The 16,757-nt window shown below is 47.8% G+C and carries 17 protein-coding genes and 1 rRNA gene; 1 reads left to right on the top strand and 17 read right to left on the bottom strand.

Features of this window, described 5'->3' with window-relative positions; genetic code table 11:
* Positions 1–176: 176 nt before the first annotated feature.
* The 15 genes from FJM67_RS15665 to FJM67_RS15590 form a co-directional block, all read right to left on the bottom strand.
* Entirely contained in the window at positions 177–488 is a 312-nt protein-coding gene (locus tag FJM67_RS15665; RefSeq protein WP_140591280.1) for a hypothetical protein, read from the bottom strand.
* A gap of 84 nt (positions 489–572) precedes the next feature.
* Positions 573–1,028: a hypothetical protein gene (locus FJM67_RS15660; protein ID WP_140591278.1), complete on the bottom strand. Its 456-nt coding sequence runs from the start codon at positions 1,026–1,028 to the stop codon at positions 573–575.
* A 3-nt stretch (positions 1,029–1,031) separates the two neighbouring features.
* Complete coding sequence (locus tag FJM67_RS15655; protein ID WP_140591275.1) at positions 1,032–1,529, bottom strand: peptidase associated/transthyretin-like domain-containing protein; 498 nt, start codon at positions 1,527–1,529, stop codon at positions 1,032–1,034.
* Between the two features lie 307 nt (positions 1,530–1,836).
* Complete coding sequence (locus FJM67_RS15650) at positions 1,837–2,220, bottom strand: hypothetical protein (RefSeq protein WP_140591272.1); 384 nt, start codon at positions 2,218–2,220, stop codon at positions 1,837–1,839.
* Positions 2,221–2,325: 105 nt separating this feature from the next.
* Entirely contained in the window at positions 2,326–2,904 is a 579-nt protein-coding gene (locus FJM67_RS15645; protein ID WP_140591269.1) for a hypothetical protein, read from the bottom strand.
* 268 nt (positions 2,905–3,172) lie between these two features.
* Complete coding sequence (locus FJM67_RS15640; protein ID WP_140591267.1) at positions 3,173–3,943, bottom strand: M48 family metallopeptidase; 771 nt, start codon at positions 3,941–3,943, stop codon at positions 3,173–3,175.
* Between the two features lie 3 nt (positions 3,944–3,946).
* Entirely contained in the window at positions 3,947–4,246 is a 300-nt protein-coding gene (locus FJM67_RS15635; RefSeq protein ID WP_235890088.1) for a hypothetical protein, read from the bottom strand.
* Positions 4,247–4,408: 162 nt separating this feature from the next.
* Positions 4,409–4,684, bottom strand: coding sequence for a hypothetical protein (locus FJM67_RS15625; protein WP_140591264.1), 276 nt, complete (start codon positions 4,682–4,684; stop codon positions 4,409–4,411).
* 114 nt (positions 4,685–4,798) lie between these two features.
* Positions 4,799–5,686: an AEC family transporter gene (locus FJM67_RS15620; protein ID WP_140591261.1), complete on the bottom strand. Its 888-nt coding sequence runs from the start codon at positions 5,684–5,686 to the stop codon at positions 4,799–4,801.
* A 57-nt stretch (positions 5,687–5,743) separates the two neighbouring features.
* Positions 5,744–6,697, bottom strand: a complete 954-nt coding sequence (locus FJM67_RS15615) for a substrate-binding domain-containing protein (protein ID WP_140591258.1) — start codon at positions 6,695–6,697, stop codon at positions 5,744–5,746.
* A gap of 21 nt (positions 6,698–6,718) precedes the next feature.
* The gene (locus FJM67_RS15610) at positions 6,719–7,507 is read right to left on the bottom strand and encodes an ATP-binding cassette domain-containing protein (RefSeq protein ID WP_140591255.1); all 789 of its coding nucleotides are present in this window, start codon (positions 7,505–7,507) and stop codon (positions 6,719–6,721) included.
* A complete protein-coding gene (locus FJM67_RS15605; protein WP_140591252.1) occupies positions 7,507–8,589 on the bottom strand; it encodes an ABC transporter permease in 1,083 nt (360 codons plus the stop codon). The genes FJM67_RS15610 and FJM67_RS15605 overlap by 1 nt, the downstream gene beginning before the upstream one ends.
* Positions 8,590–8,691: 102 nt before the next feature.
* Positions 8,692–9,711, bottom strand: coding sequence for a sugar ABC transporter substrate-binding protein (locus tag FJM67_RS15600; protein WP_140591249.1), 1,020 nt, complete (start codon positions 9,709–9,711; stop codon positions 8,692–8,694).
* 142 nt (positions 9,712–9,853) lie between these two features.
* On the bottom strand, positions 9,854–12,361 hold the full coding sequence (locus tag FJM67_RS15595) for a PAS-domain containing protein (RefSeq protein ID WP_140591246.1): 2,508 nt from the start codon (positions 12,359–12,361) through the stop codon (positions 9,854–9,856).
* Positions 12,362–12,371: 10 nt separating this feature from the next.
* Positions 12,372–13,103 (bottom strand): response regulator, encoded by a 732-nt coding sequence (locus FJM67_RS15590; protein WP_140591244.1) that lies wholly within the window; start codon positions 13,101–13,103, stop codon positions 12,372–12,374.
* Between the two features lie 176 nt (positions 13,104–13,279).
* Between FJM67_RS15590 and hrpB the strand changes: the two genes are divergently transcribed.
* Entirely contained in the window at positions 13,280–15,760 is a 2,481-nt protein-coding gene (gene hrpB, locus FJM67_RS15585; RefSeq protein ID WP_140591240.1) for an ATP-dependent helicase HrpB, read from the top strand.
* Here hrpB and FJM67_RS15580 read toward each other — a convergent pair.
* Together FJM67_RS15580 and rrf are read right to left on the bottom strand one after the other, a co-directional pair.
* Positions 15,757–16,137, bottom strand: a complete 381-nt coding sequence (locus FJM67_RS15580) for a SpoIIAA family protein (protein ID WP_181161526.1) — start codon at positions 16,135–16,137, stop codon at positions 15,757–15,759. The genes hrpB and FJM67_RS15580 overlap by 4 nt on opposite strands.
* Positions 16,138–16,675: 538 nt before the next feature.
* A 5S ribosomal RNA gene (gene rrf / locus FJM67_RS15575) occupies positions 16,676–16,757 on the bottom strand; the annotation flags it as partial.

The following is a 16,757-nucleotide window of genomic DNA, read 5'->3' as shown; positions in this document are numbered from 1 at the left end:
ATAGCGGGATGAGATTGATACAATCCTTATTGCCGAGAAGGCTAGAAAATGAAATGGCGCTTTAGTCTAAAATCGCCATTATTCAGGGACGACTAGCTAACGCCCACAATAAACGGCGCGAGGAACGAGCGTCCAACGGAGTGAAATGGAGCGTATTTGAGCCGCTTGTTATGTGTTTAATGCAGCTGATTATTCTCTTTAATATAAAGAGCTAAAGCCTTTGCAATGAGAATTTCTGAGCCGCTACCAATAAGACCAACCTTATCGCATTCCGTTGGTTGTGCCCATGTGTCCATAACCCATACTTTGGCAATTTCTCTTCCGTAAGTCGCCGTCCGATCAGGGCCTTCAGAGCGGGGCGGTGGATTGTTTGCTATACAGGAAAACGCAATTTCTTCAGCCTCACTGGGATCGTTTGCGACGATAAAATATGTGCCGTCACTTTTCGTGTCGCTTCGTTTGAAGCGGACTGGATATACTTGCTTCATATCTCTCCTGACACATAACGCCGCGCTCTGCGGAAAATTTGGGGCCAGCGGAAAATTTGTCCGACAGCGGCGCCTTGTTATGTTTCAACTCAACAGCGCCTTCCAATCGATTAAATCTACGGTGGCGTCAAATAGTTCACAATCTAACACGCGGCGTTTTAACCTTTGCTCACAATGTTCCACCGCACTTTTCATTGTGTTAGCCAGCTCTTCATTTGAATAATTAAGAGAAAATCTCTCGGTACAGTAGCTATCTGAAACCTGAGAATATTGCTTCTTCCTTGTGCGAACTTTTTTCTTCGCATCAGTTTCCCAATATTCGCATCGAATTTGATTCTGGCCATACCGAAAGAAGCGGAGAAAGCCAATAATCTCGTTGTAACGCCAGTTACCTCCGTACTCCTTTCTTAGATAGCCTTCATCTATTGGATATTCTTTATTTCGATTTGTCTGAGAGATATGATCTCGCATTTGCTCGTAATAGTTATTTTCACTTAATCGATAAACAGGTATCTCGAATAAATATTTATAGGTAATCATCAGCTATCTACATCCCGGATGATTCAGTAGCCCAAGGTTACATAGATTTTGGGTATTTTTCTCTTGTTGCATTTGCTGCTTAACACGCCATTGCTCAGCTTGGATTGCTTGAGTATTTTGCAAAACTTGATTCATCTGCCTATTTTGTTCAAGCTGCAACGCAAAAGAGTGATCTATATGGGCATTTGGTTCATTAGGGCGTCGCGTTGTCGTGATAACACCATTAGGAAATTCACTTAAACTGAATTGGCTATTGGCTTTCGCTGAGGCTCCGCTCACCCAATTCAATCTACATGGTACTGTATTTAAAACGCCCCGATTTTTTGTTTCTTCATCTAGAGTATAGTACAGAGTGACAGGGGTATAACCTTCAGCCTCGCCATTGCAATAAACTTGAGCTCCTGCCGGATCGGAAGCATAAGTGACAGAATATTGATTGCTGGCACAACCACTTATAACTGCGGCTGTAAATAGTGTAATGAAAATTTTTGAGTTACTCATTAGTTCTCCTTGAAATATAACGCTAAGCTAAGCGGAAAAATACAGTTTCGCTAAAATGCGCGAAGCGCGAGCCAACTGTAATTTTTCCGATTAAGCGCCTTGTTAGGCTACTCTTTCCAATATATAAAAGATTCAATATCTTCTATACCCATTAATTTTTTCATTTCTTGTTCTGACTGATATCTGATCCCTTTATGATCCCCTTATCATCAGTAAAAGATGATAAACGAAATGCATCTCTGTAATAGAAAAAAGCTTCAATGTTATTGCCTGATGTTGCTAATTTTTTCCCAAGATTTAAGTAAGCTTAATTTCGTTGTGATTTCAATTTATTTGATAAGCGTAAGAAGTTATCGTGAAAAGGCGCTACCTTTTCTTGAACAAAGTCATAACGATAGTTATCTCTATAGTATTGAGAGTATTCGTCAAAGATAAAGCTGACATAATTTGAAGCTTTGTTTGAAGCCTCAGCAATGGACTTCAATTCTTTTATGGATTGTTCACCGAGAGGTTTAGCCAATATAGCTTCTGCTTTAGCTGAAACTTCTTTGGGTTTTGGTATATCAGTTCCACCATATTTCTTAATTTGCTCAGCTCTGATTTTCTCAAAATCTTCAACATCACTTGCATATGAAAGATGTGAAATTGAAATTAGAGATGCAGAAATAAGAATAGTTTTGATTAAGTTCATATAACCTCCGAGTTGTGAACTTGTAGCCTAACGCCTCAATAACCGGCGCAGCTTTGCAGCGTCCGGCGCCATAGGCGCGAAGTTGATTGACTTGTTATGAGTTTCCTACTTGCTGGACTTCTGCTGCTCATGATATTGGGGTATTTGAGGGAATTTTTTGGAAATGTAGTCCTTAGCTCTAGATATTATTAGATACAAATCATCACCAAATTCTTTTACTTGATTCTCAACCCTTTCTTGCATTCCATTTTTATTTCCCGTGAGAATTACACTGCCAAAATCATACGTTATGGGTGCGAGCGTATTACTTTCTTTAGGCACAGTCTGAGAAAAAGGAACTACGACGCTAGCCCAGAACTCCAATTCCGCTTTTAGTGAAATTGCGCATGAAGATGCGTTTGTCGAAAAACCCAGAGCCGTTACTTTAATTTTATTAGGCAAAAAAGATTCTGTTGAAATGGAAAATCCATTTTGCCTAATAGCTAACTCCATTTTGTCCTTCATTCTTGATGGTTGCGGAAGACAGCCATCAGAAACTTGATCTGAGTATTCAATAGTGAAACTATCCCTGAAAGCAATTAGGCTAGCTAAGCCACCTTCCATGAGTAAAGATGGCTCGTCTTCCGCCATTGATAAGTTTGGTGCGAAGAATAACATAGCTGAAATCCATAATATTTTTCTCATTCTTACTCCTATCTCTTTACTCATAACATTTTATTAATGCGCATGCGCGTTTATCCAATAAGCCGGCGTGCGCGTTATCCTATTTCAGTCTTTTGATGGAAAAAGCCATAATCAATTGAAATTAATGGCTATTTTCATAATAACTGGATGTTCCGGCATGGGCAGACACGCATGCTTGTTTTGTTACATAACCGAGCTGGTCGAGGGAGGAGTGAGAAGGGTGTATTCTGATCTTCCCTGATCGCAGTGGTTAGAGAGTAATCTATTTCTAATGGGGTTGCCAATGGTCTGAGGTCAAGATTTCAAAAGCCATCCCATCCAGTTTTTCTTTTGTCTTTTCCCAGTTTGGCATAACTTGCCCCATTAGCCGGTAGAAGCGTTCGCTGTGGTTGTGTTCGGCGATATGGCAAAGCTCATGCAAGATAACGTAGTCGATGCACTCACGCGGAGCTTTAACAAGGTGTGGGTTTAGGGTGATCCGTCCTTTGGGGGAGCAGCTACCCCATTGGGTTTTCATGGTGAGTACCCGAATGGATGGGCGCTCTGATACCCATAGGGCTTGTTCAAGCATGGCGGTGAGGCGTTTGGCGAAAGTTTCTTTGGCTCTGGCTTTGTACCATTCGTCTAGTAAAGCTCGAATTTTCTCTGGCGACTTCTGCTTCACCGAAACCTCTAATCGTCCTCGGGTCATTTTGACGCTCTGAGCCGCTTCAAGTTGCTGTTCCACCTTCAATAGGTACTGTTTACCAAGGTAAAAATGACTTTCGCCACTCACATACTGCCGTGGTAAAGCGTGTTCTTGGAGCTTTTTAAATTCCCGTATTTGCTCATAAATCCAACGACCGCGTTTGGTTAGCGCATTCTGGATGTCCTTGAGGTCAGCGTCTTCCGGTGCCGCCACAACGATTCGACAATCCGGGTGAACTTTGATGACGATCTTCCGGGTGGAAAACTGCCCTTTTAGGAGCGCACAGTCGTAGCGGTGCTCACCGTAGCGAAAGGACAAGGTTTTATGTTGTGGAATAATGGCGACGGACATGGGTTAAGACTCTTTTGCCAGTCCAGTTCGGGTAATTTGAACGATCAATTCTACGGCTTTCTTAGCTTGATCCATGCCGCCGCCAATCGCTTTGCACTCTTGGAATAATTTGGGCAGCAGTTTTTTACGGATATCTGCTTCAATGTTGTCGGGATTAATCGAGTTTTCTGATACGGCAGCGGACACCAACTCATCTACCGCAAAAGCCAGTTTTGTCCACTTATCCATAATCTGTTCATCCGTAACCGCAAACACTTCAGGTAATACCTTTTTGAATACTCCGAAGTAGGCTTGGTCGCGCATGCGAAATCATCCGTGTGCGTACTTTGGTATAGGCGGAACTATAACCTATTTTTCATATTGGATCTTGAATACATACCAGCTCTTTTCACCTCTTGGGGTACGTACGATGACTTCATCATCCACTTCTTTAACAAGGTTCCGAATATGATCAAAACTGGGCTTTTACGTGCGCTTCACTCGCACGACTTTCATCACTTCCATCGGGATGCCAGCGACGCTTTCTTGGGTTGGGTAGTAGGTGAGATTGACTCGGGCACCTTTTAGGGTGCGGTATTTGCCTTGGCGTTTGAAACGGAATGGCACGTCGTACCCTTCGATCATTAAGGTATGTAACACCCAGTCATCTTGCGGGCGCTGTACGTGAGATTTCACCTTTAGCGCATCGCTATGGATCATGTCCGCGTGTTTATCCAGTAATGCTTTTGGGTCCGATTGCATGCAATTCTCCTGTGGTTATAGTGGGCAGGAACCATGCAGTATAGCAGCTTCAGCGGACAGATTAAATTTTGTTCAACCGCTGCCCGGCGTGGGACAGTATGGGGGCGCGGTCAGTTAGCCCGGTAAAGCAAACAGTAACACCACAGGCAAAGTCACCAGCGCCATAAAATTCCCGATTAATACTATGGAGGCGACTTTTTGCGGTTCCTGCTGAAATAGCTCCGACACCATGTAGTTCAATACCGCTGGAGGTAGCGCGGCGAAAATGAGTAGATAAGGGAACCACGCCGCTGGGACGGGAAAGAAAAAGTCATATAGGAGCAGCACCAGCACGCCACTTAATGGCGCCACGATGCCGCTCACCACACCAATATGCCATTGTCCAAAGTCCACTTGAGTCATGCGCACCCCGAGCGCAAACAACATCAGGGGAATAGAGATTTGCCCCAGCATATCAATGCCCGTGCCGATGGCCACCGGTAGCTGCCAGCCTGCCAAGCTCCAACAAACACCCAGTACAGTGGCTTGGATCATGGGCATTTTGAGTAAATTTAGCAGGTTTGTTTTGGGGTTAAGCAGATACATTCCCACAGTAAAATGCAGCAGGTTTTCCGTCAGAAACAACACCACGGCGATGCCTAGGGCTTCTTCTCCAAATGCTAAGACCAACAGGGGGATTCCCAAATTACCGCTGTTGTTGAACATCATCGGTGGTACAAAGGTCTTCACATCATAATGTAGCAATTTGGCAATGGGCCAAGCCACCAAACCAGACCCCAGCACAATGACCGCCGCCGCCAGTATCAGCCAACGGTATTCAACAATATGGAAGTCTTTCGCCGCCATCACCGAAAAGATCAGCGCTGGGATAAACACGCTCATATTAATACGGTTCGCCACCGTCATATCGGTCGGGCGAAAGCGCGCGTAAATAAAGCCAACCAACACGATAGCAAACAGTGGGAAAACGGTATTGAAGATTTGGCTAAATAAGGCGGACATGGTGACTCCTAAGCAAGGAGGTTAAGAGTACTTTAGTCGCGGTGGGATTTCGATAGTTTAAGGCTCGGCTAACTCAGCAGGGATCAGGATAAAGCGTTGCTGCACCTGTTCACCTTGTAATAAAGCCATACCAATATCAATGGCGGTTTCAGCCATGACTCGGGGCTTTTGCACGGCGGTGGCAATCCAAGGATTATCTTGTTTAACGATATCGATAGCGAACGGCGAGCCGTCTACCGAAGCCAATACAAACTCATCCCGTCCGGCTTGGCGGGCGGCGCGCAGTGCGCCGTAGGCGGTCGGGTCATTGATGGCGAACACCGCATCGATGTGGGGGTATTCTTCCATTAGGTAGGTCATGGCTTCCATTCCACCTTCTTCACTTCCCGTACCGTTGAGACGGTCACTCAGCACGCGAATGTCTGGGTATTTATTCAACGCGGATTTACACCCGGCTACCCGTTCAATCACGGACGAGACCAGCACCCCATTGATGATCACGAAGTTGCCTTGGTAGTTGATGCGTTCTGCTAAGCGTTCACACGCGATGACACCAGCTTGCACATTGTCCGTAGTAATGGTGGCGTCAGCACCTTGGGCGTTGACATCTACGGCAATTACTTTGATGCCGGCACGTTGGGCTTTGGCGACCACTCCGGCAACTTTATATTCATCCGCTGCGGTCAATACGATGAGATCCACGCCACGCTCAATAAAGTCGTTTAATTGGGCGGTTTGGCGGGTTAAGTCATAGGCATCCGAGCGAATGATCATCTCCACCGGAGCACCATTTAATTCCTGCGCTCGACGGGTTGCCGATTCCACCAGTTCGACGAAAAAAGGGTTGCCCAAGTCGGCCACACTGATGCCAACGGAGCGTAATGGTGCAGACTCTTTTGCAGCGAACGCTTGAGGCACACCTGACCCAATGGCCATACCCAACACCCCCGCTAATAGCGGGTAAGCAAGCCGGTGATACCAGCGCTTTGATGTGGATAGTTGCATGGTCATGGTGTACCTCTAAAGCGTTATTTAGGCTGCGTCGGTTTCGACTTCCATGGCGCCAGTCATAATTGCTACCGCGTCGGACATGGAATGGGATTGTGGCGTCACTACTGCAGCCCGTTTACCCAAACGGTGTACGTGGATACGATCTGCCACTTCAAATACATGGGGCATATTGTGGCTAATCAAGACGATTGGCAAGCCACGATCACGTACTTCCTTGATCAGGTTGAGCACCCGGCGAGATTCTTTCACCCCAAGTGCAGCGGTTGGTTCGTCCATGATGACCACTTTACTACCAAACAGTGCAGAGCGAGCTACCGCAACCCCTTGACGCTGACCACCTGATAGGGACTCAACCGCTTGGCTGATATCTTGGATGGTCAGTAGGCCTAGCTCTTGCATTTTGTCTTTGGCACGTTGTTCCATGGCTTTTTTGTCTAACATACGAAACACAGAACCAAGAATCCCCGGTTTGCGCAGCTCTCTACCTAAAAACAGGTTGTCGGCAATGTTCAGTGCTGGCGCTACGGCTAGGTTTTGATAAACCGTCTCGATACCAAGCTCCCGGGCTTCCATTGGTGATGAGAAGTTCACTGGTTTGCCATCGAGCAGAATTTCCCCTTCGTCGGGTACTAGGGCACCGGACAGAGCTTTAATCAAAGAAGATTTACCCGCGCCATTGTCACCGATCACGGCCAAAATCTCGCCGGGATATAATTCAAAATCAGCGTGGTCAATGGCGGTGACACTACCGTAACGCTTTACCAGACCACGGGCTTGTAGAATGGGTTGTTGATCGTAATGTGCGCTCATTATGCTGTCCCCTTTCTAATCCATTGATCCACACCAACGGCGACGATAATCAAAATACCTACGGTGAACTCTTGCCACAGTACATCGACACCAGCAAGGGCTAAGCCATTGCGGAAAACACCCACTACCAGCGCCCCAATTAGGGTGCCAAAGATGGAGCCACGGCCACCGAACAAGCTACAGCCACCAATCACAACGGCAGTGATACTATCTAGGTTTGCAGTGTAGCCCGCTTGAGGGCTCACCGAACCAATCCGACCAATTAATGCCCAGGCACCGATAGCACACACCACACCAGCCAACACGTAGACTGACAATAGAATGCGGTCGGTACGAATACCTGCTAGCTTGGCTGCAGCTGGATCATCACCGGTAGCGTAAACATGGCGACCCCAAGCCGTCCAATTCAAGGCGTACCAGATCACACAGAACAGCACGATCATCAGGATAGAGCCGTAGGTTAGTCGCGCTCCCATAAAGGTAATAGTTTCACCTAGCCACTGTAGTAACGGCGCCGTGTTGGAAATGTCCTGAGAACGGATGGTTTCACTTTTGGAATACCATAGGTTCAAAGCAAAGAACACGTTCCAAGAGCCAAGGGTTGCGATGAATGGTGGCAGTTTCATGCGGGTAATCAACGTACCGTTGATAAAACCAGCTATAGCGCCCGTAGCGATACCTATCATCAGCGCCAACGGGGCATCGATACCGTAGTCGATCGCCATACGTCCCATCACCACGGACGAGAGCACCATAATGGCACCTACCGATAGGTCGATACCGGCGGTTAGGATAATTAAGGTTTGCGCCACACCGATAATACCGATGATGGTCACCTGTTGCAGAATCAACGACAGGTTAAATGGATGTAAGAACCTATCCCCAATCAGCAAACTGAAGCCGATAATGGCGATCATCAACACGATGGTCGGTGCCGCTACCGGGTACTTGTGTAAAAATTTTTGAAAGCGATGCATCAGCGAAACAGGCGCTTGAAACTGGGCGACATAGCTACCAGCTTGGTCAGCAACCCGGTCATGCTCCAGCACAGCGGAAGAGGTTTTCTGCTCGTTAGCACTCATAATAAGACTCCAGGCGGGAAAAAAGCCGCTGGGCTAATGCCAGCGGCTAAGATGGGCGCCTTTGGGTGCATTACACCCGCCCATGTTGGTAAAACAGATCGATTAGCCCCAGCACATCGCTAGGCCAGTTTTTGAGGTAACAGAATCTACCCCTTTCGCTGGCTCATCAGTGATTAGCTGAACACCGGTATCGAAGAAATCTAGGCCGCTAGAAGCGGAAGGACGTGTGCCGGAATTAGCAAACTCAACGATGGCAGAAACGCCTTCAGAGGCCATTTTCAATGGGAACTGCATAGAAGTTGCACCGATAACACCATCTTTGATGTTACGCACACCAGGGCAACCACCGTCTACAGACACGATCAGTACGTCTTTTTCCATCCCGAAAGATTTCAGTGCTTCATATGCACCCGCAGCGGCTGGTTCGTTGATGGTGTAAACCAAGTTCACGCCAGGGTCTTTTTGCAGTAGGTTTTCCATCGCGCGACGACCACCTTCTTCAGAACCCTGAGTCACGTCGTTACCAACGATACGTGGATCGGTTTCGTCACCCATGCGGTTTGGATCTTTCAGATCAATGCCGAAGCCTTTTAAGAAACCTTGGTTACGGGCAACGTCTACGGTGATTTGGCTAGTGCTTAGGTCAAGCAGAGCGATTTTCGCGTCTTTGGCTTTGTCGCCCATTTTCGCTTTTGCCCACATACCAATCATTTCACCGGCTTTGAAGTTGTCAGTAGCGAAAGTCATATCCGCAGCATTAGCTGGAGACAGTGGGGTATCCAGAGCGATAACCAACAAGCCTGCATCGCGTGCTTTTTGGATAGTTGGAACGATACCGGAAGTATCACTTGGAGTAATCAGGATGCCTTTGGCACCGGCTGCAATCAGGTTTTCTACTGCTTGTACTTGAGTTTCGTTGTCACCGTCGTAACGACCTGCAAAGGTACGCAATTCCACACCTAGCTCAGCCGCTTTTTCCTGAGCACCTTCTTTCATTTTCACGAAGAATGGGTTGGTGTTGGTTTTGGTGATCAAACCGATGATCGGCGTTTCTGCCATAGCTACAGAAGAAAGGGCGCCAGCGGCAACAAGACAAGCAAGTTTACGGTACATGAATTTCATTAGTTTTGACTCCGATATTGTTGTTATTCTCGGCGTAAGCCACAGAAAGCGTGATTGAGCTCTCGTGAACAAAATATGGATCAACAAAACTAATGGATGATTTCAATATCTGCACTTTTTTTGAAATATTTGTAATATTTCCCTAGATAATCTGCAACCTTTCCATTAACTGACTGATTTTAAAGGGTTTTGATATTAATAAATCGGTCGGCAATAAATCGTATTTTTGCTCTAATTCCTGCCGTGGAAGGCCAGACATTAAGATGTAAGGCAATGGCTGCTCCCGGCTACAGCAATATTCGTGCACTAATTCAATGCCATGTTTGGTGCCTGACAGGTTCACATCCGTCAGTAATAGATCCGGTAAGATCCCTTTTTCTAAAGCGTTAATGACCTCTTCTGCGGCGCTAAACACATGCACCAGAAATTGCTTTTGTTGCAGTTGCTCTTGCAGTGCGCGGCGCACTTCTGGGTCATCTTCAACCAGCCAGATTAGGCCCCCTTCGGGCACCTTTACTTGCCGTTCATCGGCTATTGGAACGGCTGTGGCGACATCTTGTTCCGCCGTCATAATCGGCAAGAAGATACAGACCTTGGTCCATTGCCCTTGCTCTGAAGTGACTGCGATTTCTCCGCCACTTTGCTTTACAAACCCATAGATCATACTGAGGCCAAGACCGCTGCCCTTACCTACCGGCTTGGTGGAAAAGAAAGGCTCGAAAATCCGGCTAAGCACCGCTTTCGGGATCCCCTCACCGGTATCTTCCACTTTAATGCGTACACAGGGAATGTTGCTGTCTGGCAGGTTACGGAAGTCGGTAGAGAAAGTGAGTTGTCCGCCCTTGGGCATGGCTTGAGCGCTATTAAGAGACAGGTTCAAGAGGGCATTTTCTAGCTGGGACGGGTCAATCAGACAATAGGCATCCGCGCAACCTAACCTATGGTGCACTTGAATATGGTTACCCACGCTGTACTCCACCAGATCAAGCATCCCTTCGATAAGATCATCAATATGGGTGCGTTCTGGAAAGAGTTGTTGCCGCCTTCCAAAGGCTAATAAGCGCTGCACTAGGTTACTGCTCTTTTCGGATACGGCTAATGCCCGCTCGATATAGCGTTTTTGGTCATCCTGCAACGGGCTGGAATCCGACAGCATTTGCAAGTTACCGATAATGGCTGCTAGTAGGTTGTTAAAATCGTGGGCCACACCGCCGGTAAGCTGACCTAGCATCTCCATTTTTTGCGCTTGGCGTAATTGGCTTTCTACACTTTTACGTTCGGTAAGGTCCGTATAGAGGGTAACAAAGCCCCCTTCTGGCATGGGCTTAGAACGGAATTCGATAATCTTGCCGGAATCGAAATGACGCTCAAAACTTTGTGATACATGGTGCCGGGAGGCATTCACCTCATCCATATGCACTAACTGGTTCTCTAGGTTCAGGTTCTTATGGGCCCCTTGACCGATCAGTTTTTGCACTTCGGCGATCGGCATGCCGATGTGTAAATCCTCATCACGCAGGTCAAATAATTGCTGATAGCCACGGTTCCATGCCAGCAGCTCCCCTTTTGCCGAAAACACACTTAATCCATCGTTCATATTATAGAAAATGGTTTCCAATAGACGCTTTTGCTCAGAGAGTTCGGCAGTCACTTCTAATCGGCGAATGGCGTCGCGGCGGAAGACTTCGAACACTTTCGCTAAGGTGCCAATCTCATCATTTCTGCGAATGCGGGGGGCTTGGGAAGCGACTTGCCCATTGGACAACAATTCCATCTCGGTTGTTACCGCTTGCAGATCTCGGGTCATGCGTTGGCTATACCAATACAAACGCGCCAATCCCAGCATAAGGAATAGGGAGATACCGATAATCCACAACTGTCCGTGTTGCACCACTTGCCCCACATCCTCACGCTGGCGACTAACACGCTTTTGTAGGCCGCCCACAAAACCACTGACCTGTTCGCTGAGTTGCTCTGACTTGGCCCGTAACGCGATTAATAAGTAGGATTTACGCTCCTGAATTTGATTGAGACGTAACTGAGCATGTTGCAATGCGGCAATAATTTGCTGTTCAGGGGTGGATAGTTGGGCCGGTTCAACTGCGGCGATAATGTGGTCTGCTACTATTCCTGGAGCTTCAATCAACTGTAGCAACCAAGTTAAGATTTGCTCTTGAGGTAGTTGCAATCGGGCGCTTTCCTCTGCCGCTAGCCCCCGAATGGCAAATTGCTGGGCAAGAGCATCTTCGCGAATATAGAGCTCTTCATAAACCAAGCCGACTAACTCTTCCAAGGTAGCTTGTAAGTCGTCTAACCTGCGTTCAACCTCTTGACGAAATTGCGGATCGTGTAGGCTATCTGCCACAGACCGTAAATCGGTAATACGGCGATTCAGGCGCTCTGATTCGGTTTGCAGTTGAAATGGGCGAGCCGAGCCTGCCGTGTAAGGCGCAGCACCCGCTAGCTGAGCCACTCCCTCGGCGAGGGTTAGCGCGGTACTAATCTCTGGTAAGGTTTTCGCCTCAAACTCCGACAGGCTTTCCTCACTGACACGCATTGCTTGCCAACCGATAGCCACCATGAAGAAAGCCACTAGACTAATTGCAATCAACGCCAAGGAGGCTTTCTGTCGGATACTGGTCAGGCGCACAGGCTTTTCCTCAGCGAGATTTATGAACAGGCCCTTGGAATAAGTAGCCCATGCCCCGTTGGGTTTTAATAAATTCAGGCGCTTTCGGGTTGGTTTCTAACTTACGCCGCAAACGCAGAATCAACACATCTACGGTACGGTCGAAAACTTCGGTTTCCAAGCCGCGACTCATATCTATAATTTGCTCTCGCGACAGAACGCGATCCGGGTGGCGGGCCAACACCTCCAGCAACGAGAACTCCCCCAACGTCAGGGAAACCTCTTTGCCTTGCACATCCCTTAGCTGACGGGAGGTTAAATCCAACACCCAAGAACCGAATAGAAGACAGTCATGTTCTTGGGTCAGTGGCTGCAATGGGGGTTGGGAACTGGCTCGTCGCAATAATGCATGAATACGCGCCAGCAGCTCGCGCAGATTGAATGGCTTCATCATGTAATCGTCGGCGGCTAACTCAAGCCCCAAGATGCGATCGGTCTCATCCCCTTTTCCGGTTAACATCATAATGGGGATAGCAGACTGATCACGTATTTCACGGGCCAACTGCAGGCCATCCTCGTCCCTTAGATACAAATCCATGATCACCAGATCAATATCGCCCTGCTGCCAGCATTGCCACATACGCGAACCGTTTTCCGCTTCTAATACTTGATAGCCTTTTTGTGACAAGGCATCCGCCAGTAACTGGCGAATATCATCATCGTCATCGACGATTAGCAGTGTTTTTTTAAGCGCTTCGCTCATCAGCAACCGTTATCCATTTGAGTTTTTTTATTATGTTAGCCCAATTCTCCGGCAAGGTAGTCATACCATAGTCCTGTTAATGAACAATTAACCGCTTCAATTTTCTCTTATAAGGTTTAAGGGTGCAGCCTTATCGAGATCTAGGTATTATCTCGCCAGCAAAACAAGAGGCTCCTATGACGACTGCTTTTCCCATATTTGATGTCTTGCCCCAAGTTCTGGAGCACCTCCAGCAACATCATAACTGCCTTTTAGAAGCCGCCCCCGGCGCCGGTAAAACAACCGTACTGCCGCTCGCTTTGCTTCAGGAAAACTGGTTGGGGAACAGTAAAATCATCATGCTGGAGCCCCGTCGTATTGCCGCGAAATCCGCCGCGTTGCGCTTAGCAGAACAGCTAGGCGAACCTCTTGGGCAGACGGTGGGATATCAAATCCGTCATGAAGGTAAGCAATCTATTCATACGCGCATTCTCGTGGTAACGGAAGGAATTCTTACCAGAATGCTGCAAGAAGACCCAAGCCTCGACGGCGTTGCTATGGTGATCTTTGATGAATTTCACGAACGGAATTTGCATTCAGACTTGGCGCTTTCCCTTTGCTTACAAGCACGCAGTCTCTTTCGCGAGGATGATCCGCTTAAATTACTGGTCATGTCGGCCACATTGGATAGTGAGCGCCTGCAAGAACTGTTACAAACCCACCCGATTCGTAGCGCCGGACGACAGTTTCCGGTAGACATACGCTATCAAAATAAAGCGCTAACTCAAGCCGAGGTAATCCGCTACCTACCCGCGCTCATTATGAAAGCGTACAGCGAAGAGCAAGGCTCAATCTTAGTATTTTTACCCGGTCAGCGGGAAATTCGTCAGGTGATGCAGGAGTTAGATAAAGCAGCCCTCGGTGACAATACCCTAGTTATGTCACTTTCTGGTGAATTATCCACTGCCGAGCAACAAGCTGTGCTTCGCCCAGCTCCCTCTGGAAAACGCAAAATTGTCTTAGCCACCAGCGTCGCCCAAACCAGCTTAACCATTGAGGGCATTCGCATTGTTATCGATAGTGGATTGTCCCGTGAGTCCCGTTTTGATGCCAAAACCGCCACAGCAAGGCTACATACTCGTTCTGCCTCACAAGCAGAGAGTATTCAACGGGCTGGGCGAGCTGGGCGTTTAGAGCCCGGTGTTTGTTACCGTTGGTGGAGCCAAGAGCAACAGGCAAGATTAGCTCCGCAGCATCAACCACAAATCGAACTGGATGATTTAAGCAGCTTGGTGCTTGAACTCGCCAATTGGGGCGTCGGTCAGCCTGCAGAATTAGATTGGGTGACGCCGCCATCGACAGCCTTGTGGCAGCAATCTCGTGAGTTATTGCAAAGCCTTGGGCTGTTGCAGATAGGGGAGCAGCTTGCTTTGACCCCAACCGGGGAAAAAGCCGTAGCCATGCCCTTACCACCACGTTTATCCAGCATACTGCTCCAGGGGAGCGTTCACTGCCAAGGTGATGCTTTGCTGGATTTGGTCTGTGCTTTATCAATGGATACACGCAGCCTATCAGGTGATAGTGACTTAGAGCATATGCTTGCCACTTTGCCAACTCACCGAGAGCTACGCCATACTTGGCAGAGCACGCGCAAGCGTTTATTCAACTACCTTCCTAAACAGGAAAATAGCAGCGCAGCCATTCTCGATGTCGCCCTATTCGGCTTTAGCGACCGCATTGCTCTTCGGCAGCGTCAAGAGGGCAATAACGTGTTTTATAAACTGAGTAATGGCCGTATCGCCCAGTTACCTGCCACTGATAGTAATAGTCGCCACGATATGTTGATTGCCATCGAAGTAGGTGGTCACAGTCAGCAGCAATACGACCGTATTTACCGGAGTATTCCAACCACATTGGCAAGGCTACAAGCGATCAATCCCGAGATAGTAAAAAACCAATTCATATGCGATTGGTGCTCCCGTTCAGGTCGCCTGTTAGGTGAAACGAAAGCGATGATCGGTAAACTAACAGTGGAAAGCAAACCCTTAGCAACGCTGCCTGATAATGCCGTCGAGCAAGCCACCTGCCGCTATTTACGTAAAGAGGGTCTTGGGTTATTGAATTGGGGGGATGCTGCAAGACAACTCCAGCAACGTATACTGTTTGCCAATCAACAGATAGGACAAGATTTCCCTTGTATTACAGATACATGGCTAATGGAGCACCTAGAGCAATGGCTAGCCCCCTTCCTCGCTGGTGTCACCTCACTCACGCAATTAAAGAAGCTCGACTTACACGAGGCATTGCTTGCAATACTTAGCTGGGAGCAACAACAGCTATTACAACAGCAAGTGCCCACCCATATAAAAATCGCTTCCGGCAACCGAGCGCCCTTGCATTACCAAGCTGGAGAAGTGGTACTAAGGGCCAAACTGCAAGAACTGTTTGGAGAACAAACATCACCAGTTATCGCAGGGAAAGCCATCAAAATTGAATTGCTTTCACCGGCACAACGGCCTTTAGCTGTAACCCAAGATTTGCCCTTCTTTTGGCGTGAAGTCTATCCTCAGGTACGTAAAGAAATGCGCGGGCGTTATCCCAAACACCCTTGGCCAGAAGATCCGATGACGGCCATCGCCACCAGTAAAACTAACCGAGCTTTGCGACAACAAGACTAGGAAGCTATGGGCAGAGCATCCAACCATTGTTCGGCAATTTCAACCTCAGCAGGTGTGAAAGCTTTGATTTCCAAAGATGGCATCAACGCCCCTTTTATCTCACTGACTTTACGCACCCAAGCTTCATCCGCTACAACTGCAATCCGCTCAAACGAATGCATGGCACGCAATAGCGCTGGTATCTTAGCTATTTCTGAAACTAAAGCAGGTAACTCAGGCACTGCAAAATCTTTCACAATATAAAGCATCGTACCTTGCTCCATGGTTTCGGACGCTCGGATTAATACATCGAGTGCGGTATCCATTTCAGACCGGTTTACACTACCAATCAAATGCACTTCTAATCGGTTGTCACCTACTTGCTTGACAGTAAACATAGACTCTCCTTCCAGTGTTTGCATTAACACTAGACCGGAATGGCTTTAAAGCCAAATAAGAGTGAATAATTAATTACTTTGATCAAGTTTAGAGGTGGAGACAGGCTTTGCTTAGCGATAGGTAGATATCAGGTTGTCGTTCGGGAACCGAACTCTTACCAAGAGCGAGGCATCGGACTCTGTTCCGCAGTGACCTTACAAGCTTACTCGGATTGTGGGGTCAGACCCCCTCATAGCCTCAGCATCCCACACCACCACAGTTCTGGCGGGGTCTGACCCCTTGTCAGGAGATCGACTCCTATCAAAGAGCAAGGCATCAGGCTCTGTTCCGCAGCGACCTTACAAGCTTGCTTGTGGAGCCAGGAACTGTTGCCTGATGGCGAGTGACGGGGATCAACCCATATCAGGGTCAGACCCCCTAGACTTCAGCTTCCAGCTCAACCACCGTTTTTCTGGGGGTCTGACCCTTTTGCTATTTCGCTTTCAGCAGGCACAAAAAAGCCCTGACCGTTTCCGATCAGGGCTTCCTGTGTTTGAAGCTTGACGACGACCTACTCTCACATGGGATCTCCCACACTACCATCGGCGATGGCGCTTTTCACTTCTGAGTTCGGGATGGG

Source organism: Maribrevibacterium harenarium (assembly GCF_006385675.1).
Lineage (GTDB): Bacteria > Pseudomonadota > Gammaproteobacteria > Pseudomonadales > Marinomonadaceae > Marinomonas > Marinomonas harenarium.
Note: the sequence above shows the minus strand (reverse complement) of the source record. Positions and strands in the feature narration are given on the sequence as shown.

Excerpts from the sequence above, each read along its gene's own strand:
- FJM67_RS15660 (WP_140591278.1), bottom strand. The coding sequence starts at position 1,028 with ATGATTACCTATAAATATTTATTCGAGATACCTGTTTATCGATTAAGT.
- FJM67_RS15600 (WP_140591249.1), bottom strand. The coding sequence starts at position 9,711 with ATGAAATTCATGTACCGTAAACTTGCTTGTCTTGTTGCCGCTGGCGCC.
- FJM67_RS15620 (WP_140591261.1), bottom strand. The coding sequence starts at position 5,686 with ATGTCCGCCTTATTTAGCCAAATCTTCAATACCGTTTTCCCACTGTTT.
- FJM67_RS15635 (WP_235890088.1), bottom strand. The coding sequence starts at position 4,246 with ATGCGCGACCAAGCCTACTTCGGAGTATTCAAAAAGGTATTACCTGAA.
- FJM67_RS15665 (WP_140591280.1), bottom strand. The coding sequence starts at position 488 with ATGAAGCAAGTATATCCAGTCCGCTTCAAACGAAGCGACACGAAAAGT.
- FJM67_RS15655 (WP_140591275.1), bottom strand. The coding sequence starts at position 1,529 with ATGAGTAACTCAAAAATTTTCATTACACTATTTACAGCCGCAGTTATA.
- hrpB (WP_140591240.1), top strand. The coding sequence starts at position 13,280 with ATGACGACTGCTTTTCCCATATTTGATGTCTTGCCCCAAGTTCTGGAG.
- FJM67_RS15590 (WP_140591244.1), bottom strand. The coding sequence starts at position 13,103 with ATGAGCGAAGCGCTTAAAAAAACACTGCTAATCGTCGATGACGATGAT.
- FJM67_RS15645 (WP_140591269.1), bottom strand. The coding sequence starts at position 2,904 with ATGAGAAAAATATTATGGATTTCAGCTATGTTATTCTTCGCACCAAAC.
- FJM67_RS15615 (WP_140591258.1), bottom strand. The coding sequence starts at position 6,697 with ATGACCATGCAACTATCCACATCAAAGCGCTGGTATCACCGGCTTGCT.
- FJM67_RS15580 (WP_181161526.1), bottom strand. The coding sequence starts at position 16,137 with ATGTTTACTGTCAAGCAAGTAGGTGACAACCGATTAGAAGTGCATTTG.
- FJM67_RS15625 (WP_140591264.1), bottom strand. The coding sequence starts at position 4,684 with ATGCAATCGGACCCAAAAGCATTACTGGATAAACACGCGGACATGATC.
- FJM67_RS15605 (WP_140591252.1), bottom strand. The coding sequence starts at position 8,589 with ATGAGTGCTAACGAGCAGAAAACCTCTTCCGCTGTGCTGGAGCATGAC.
- FJM67_RS15650 (WP_140591272.1), bottom strand. The coding sequence starts at position 2,220 with ATGAACTTAATCAAAACTATTCTTATTTCTGCATCTCTAATTTCAATT.
- FJM67_RS15640 (WP_140591267.1), bottom strand. The coding sequence starts at position 3,943 with ATGTCCGTCGCCATTATTCCACAACATAAAACCTTGTCCTTTCGCTAC.
- FJM67_RS15610 (WP_140591255.1), bottom strand. The coding sequence starts at position 7,507 with ATGAGCGCACATTACGATCAACAACCCATTCTACAAGCCCGTGGTCTG.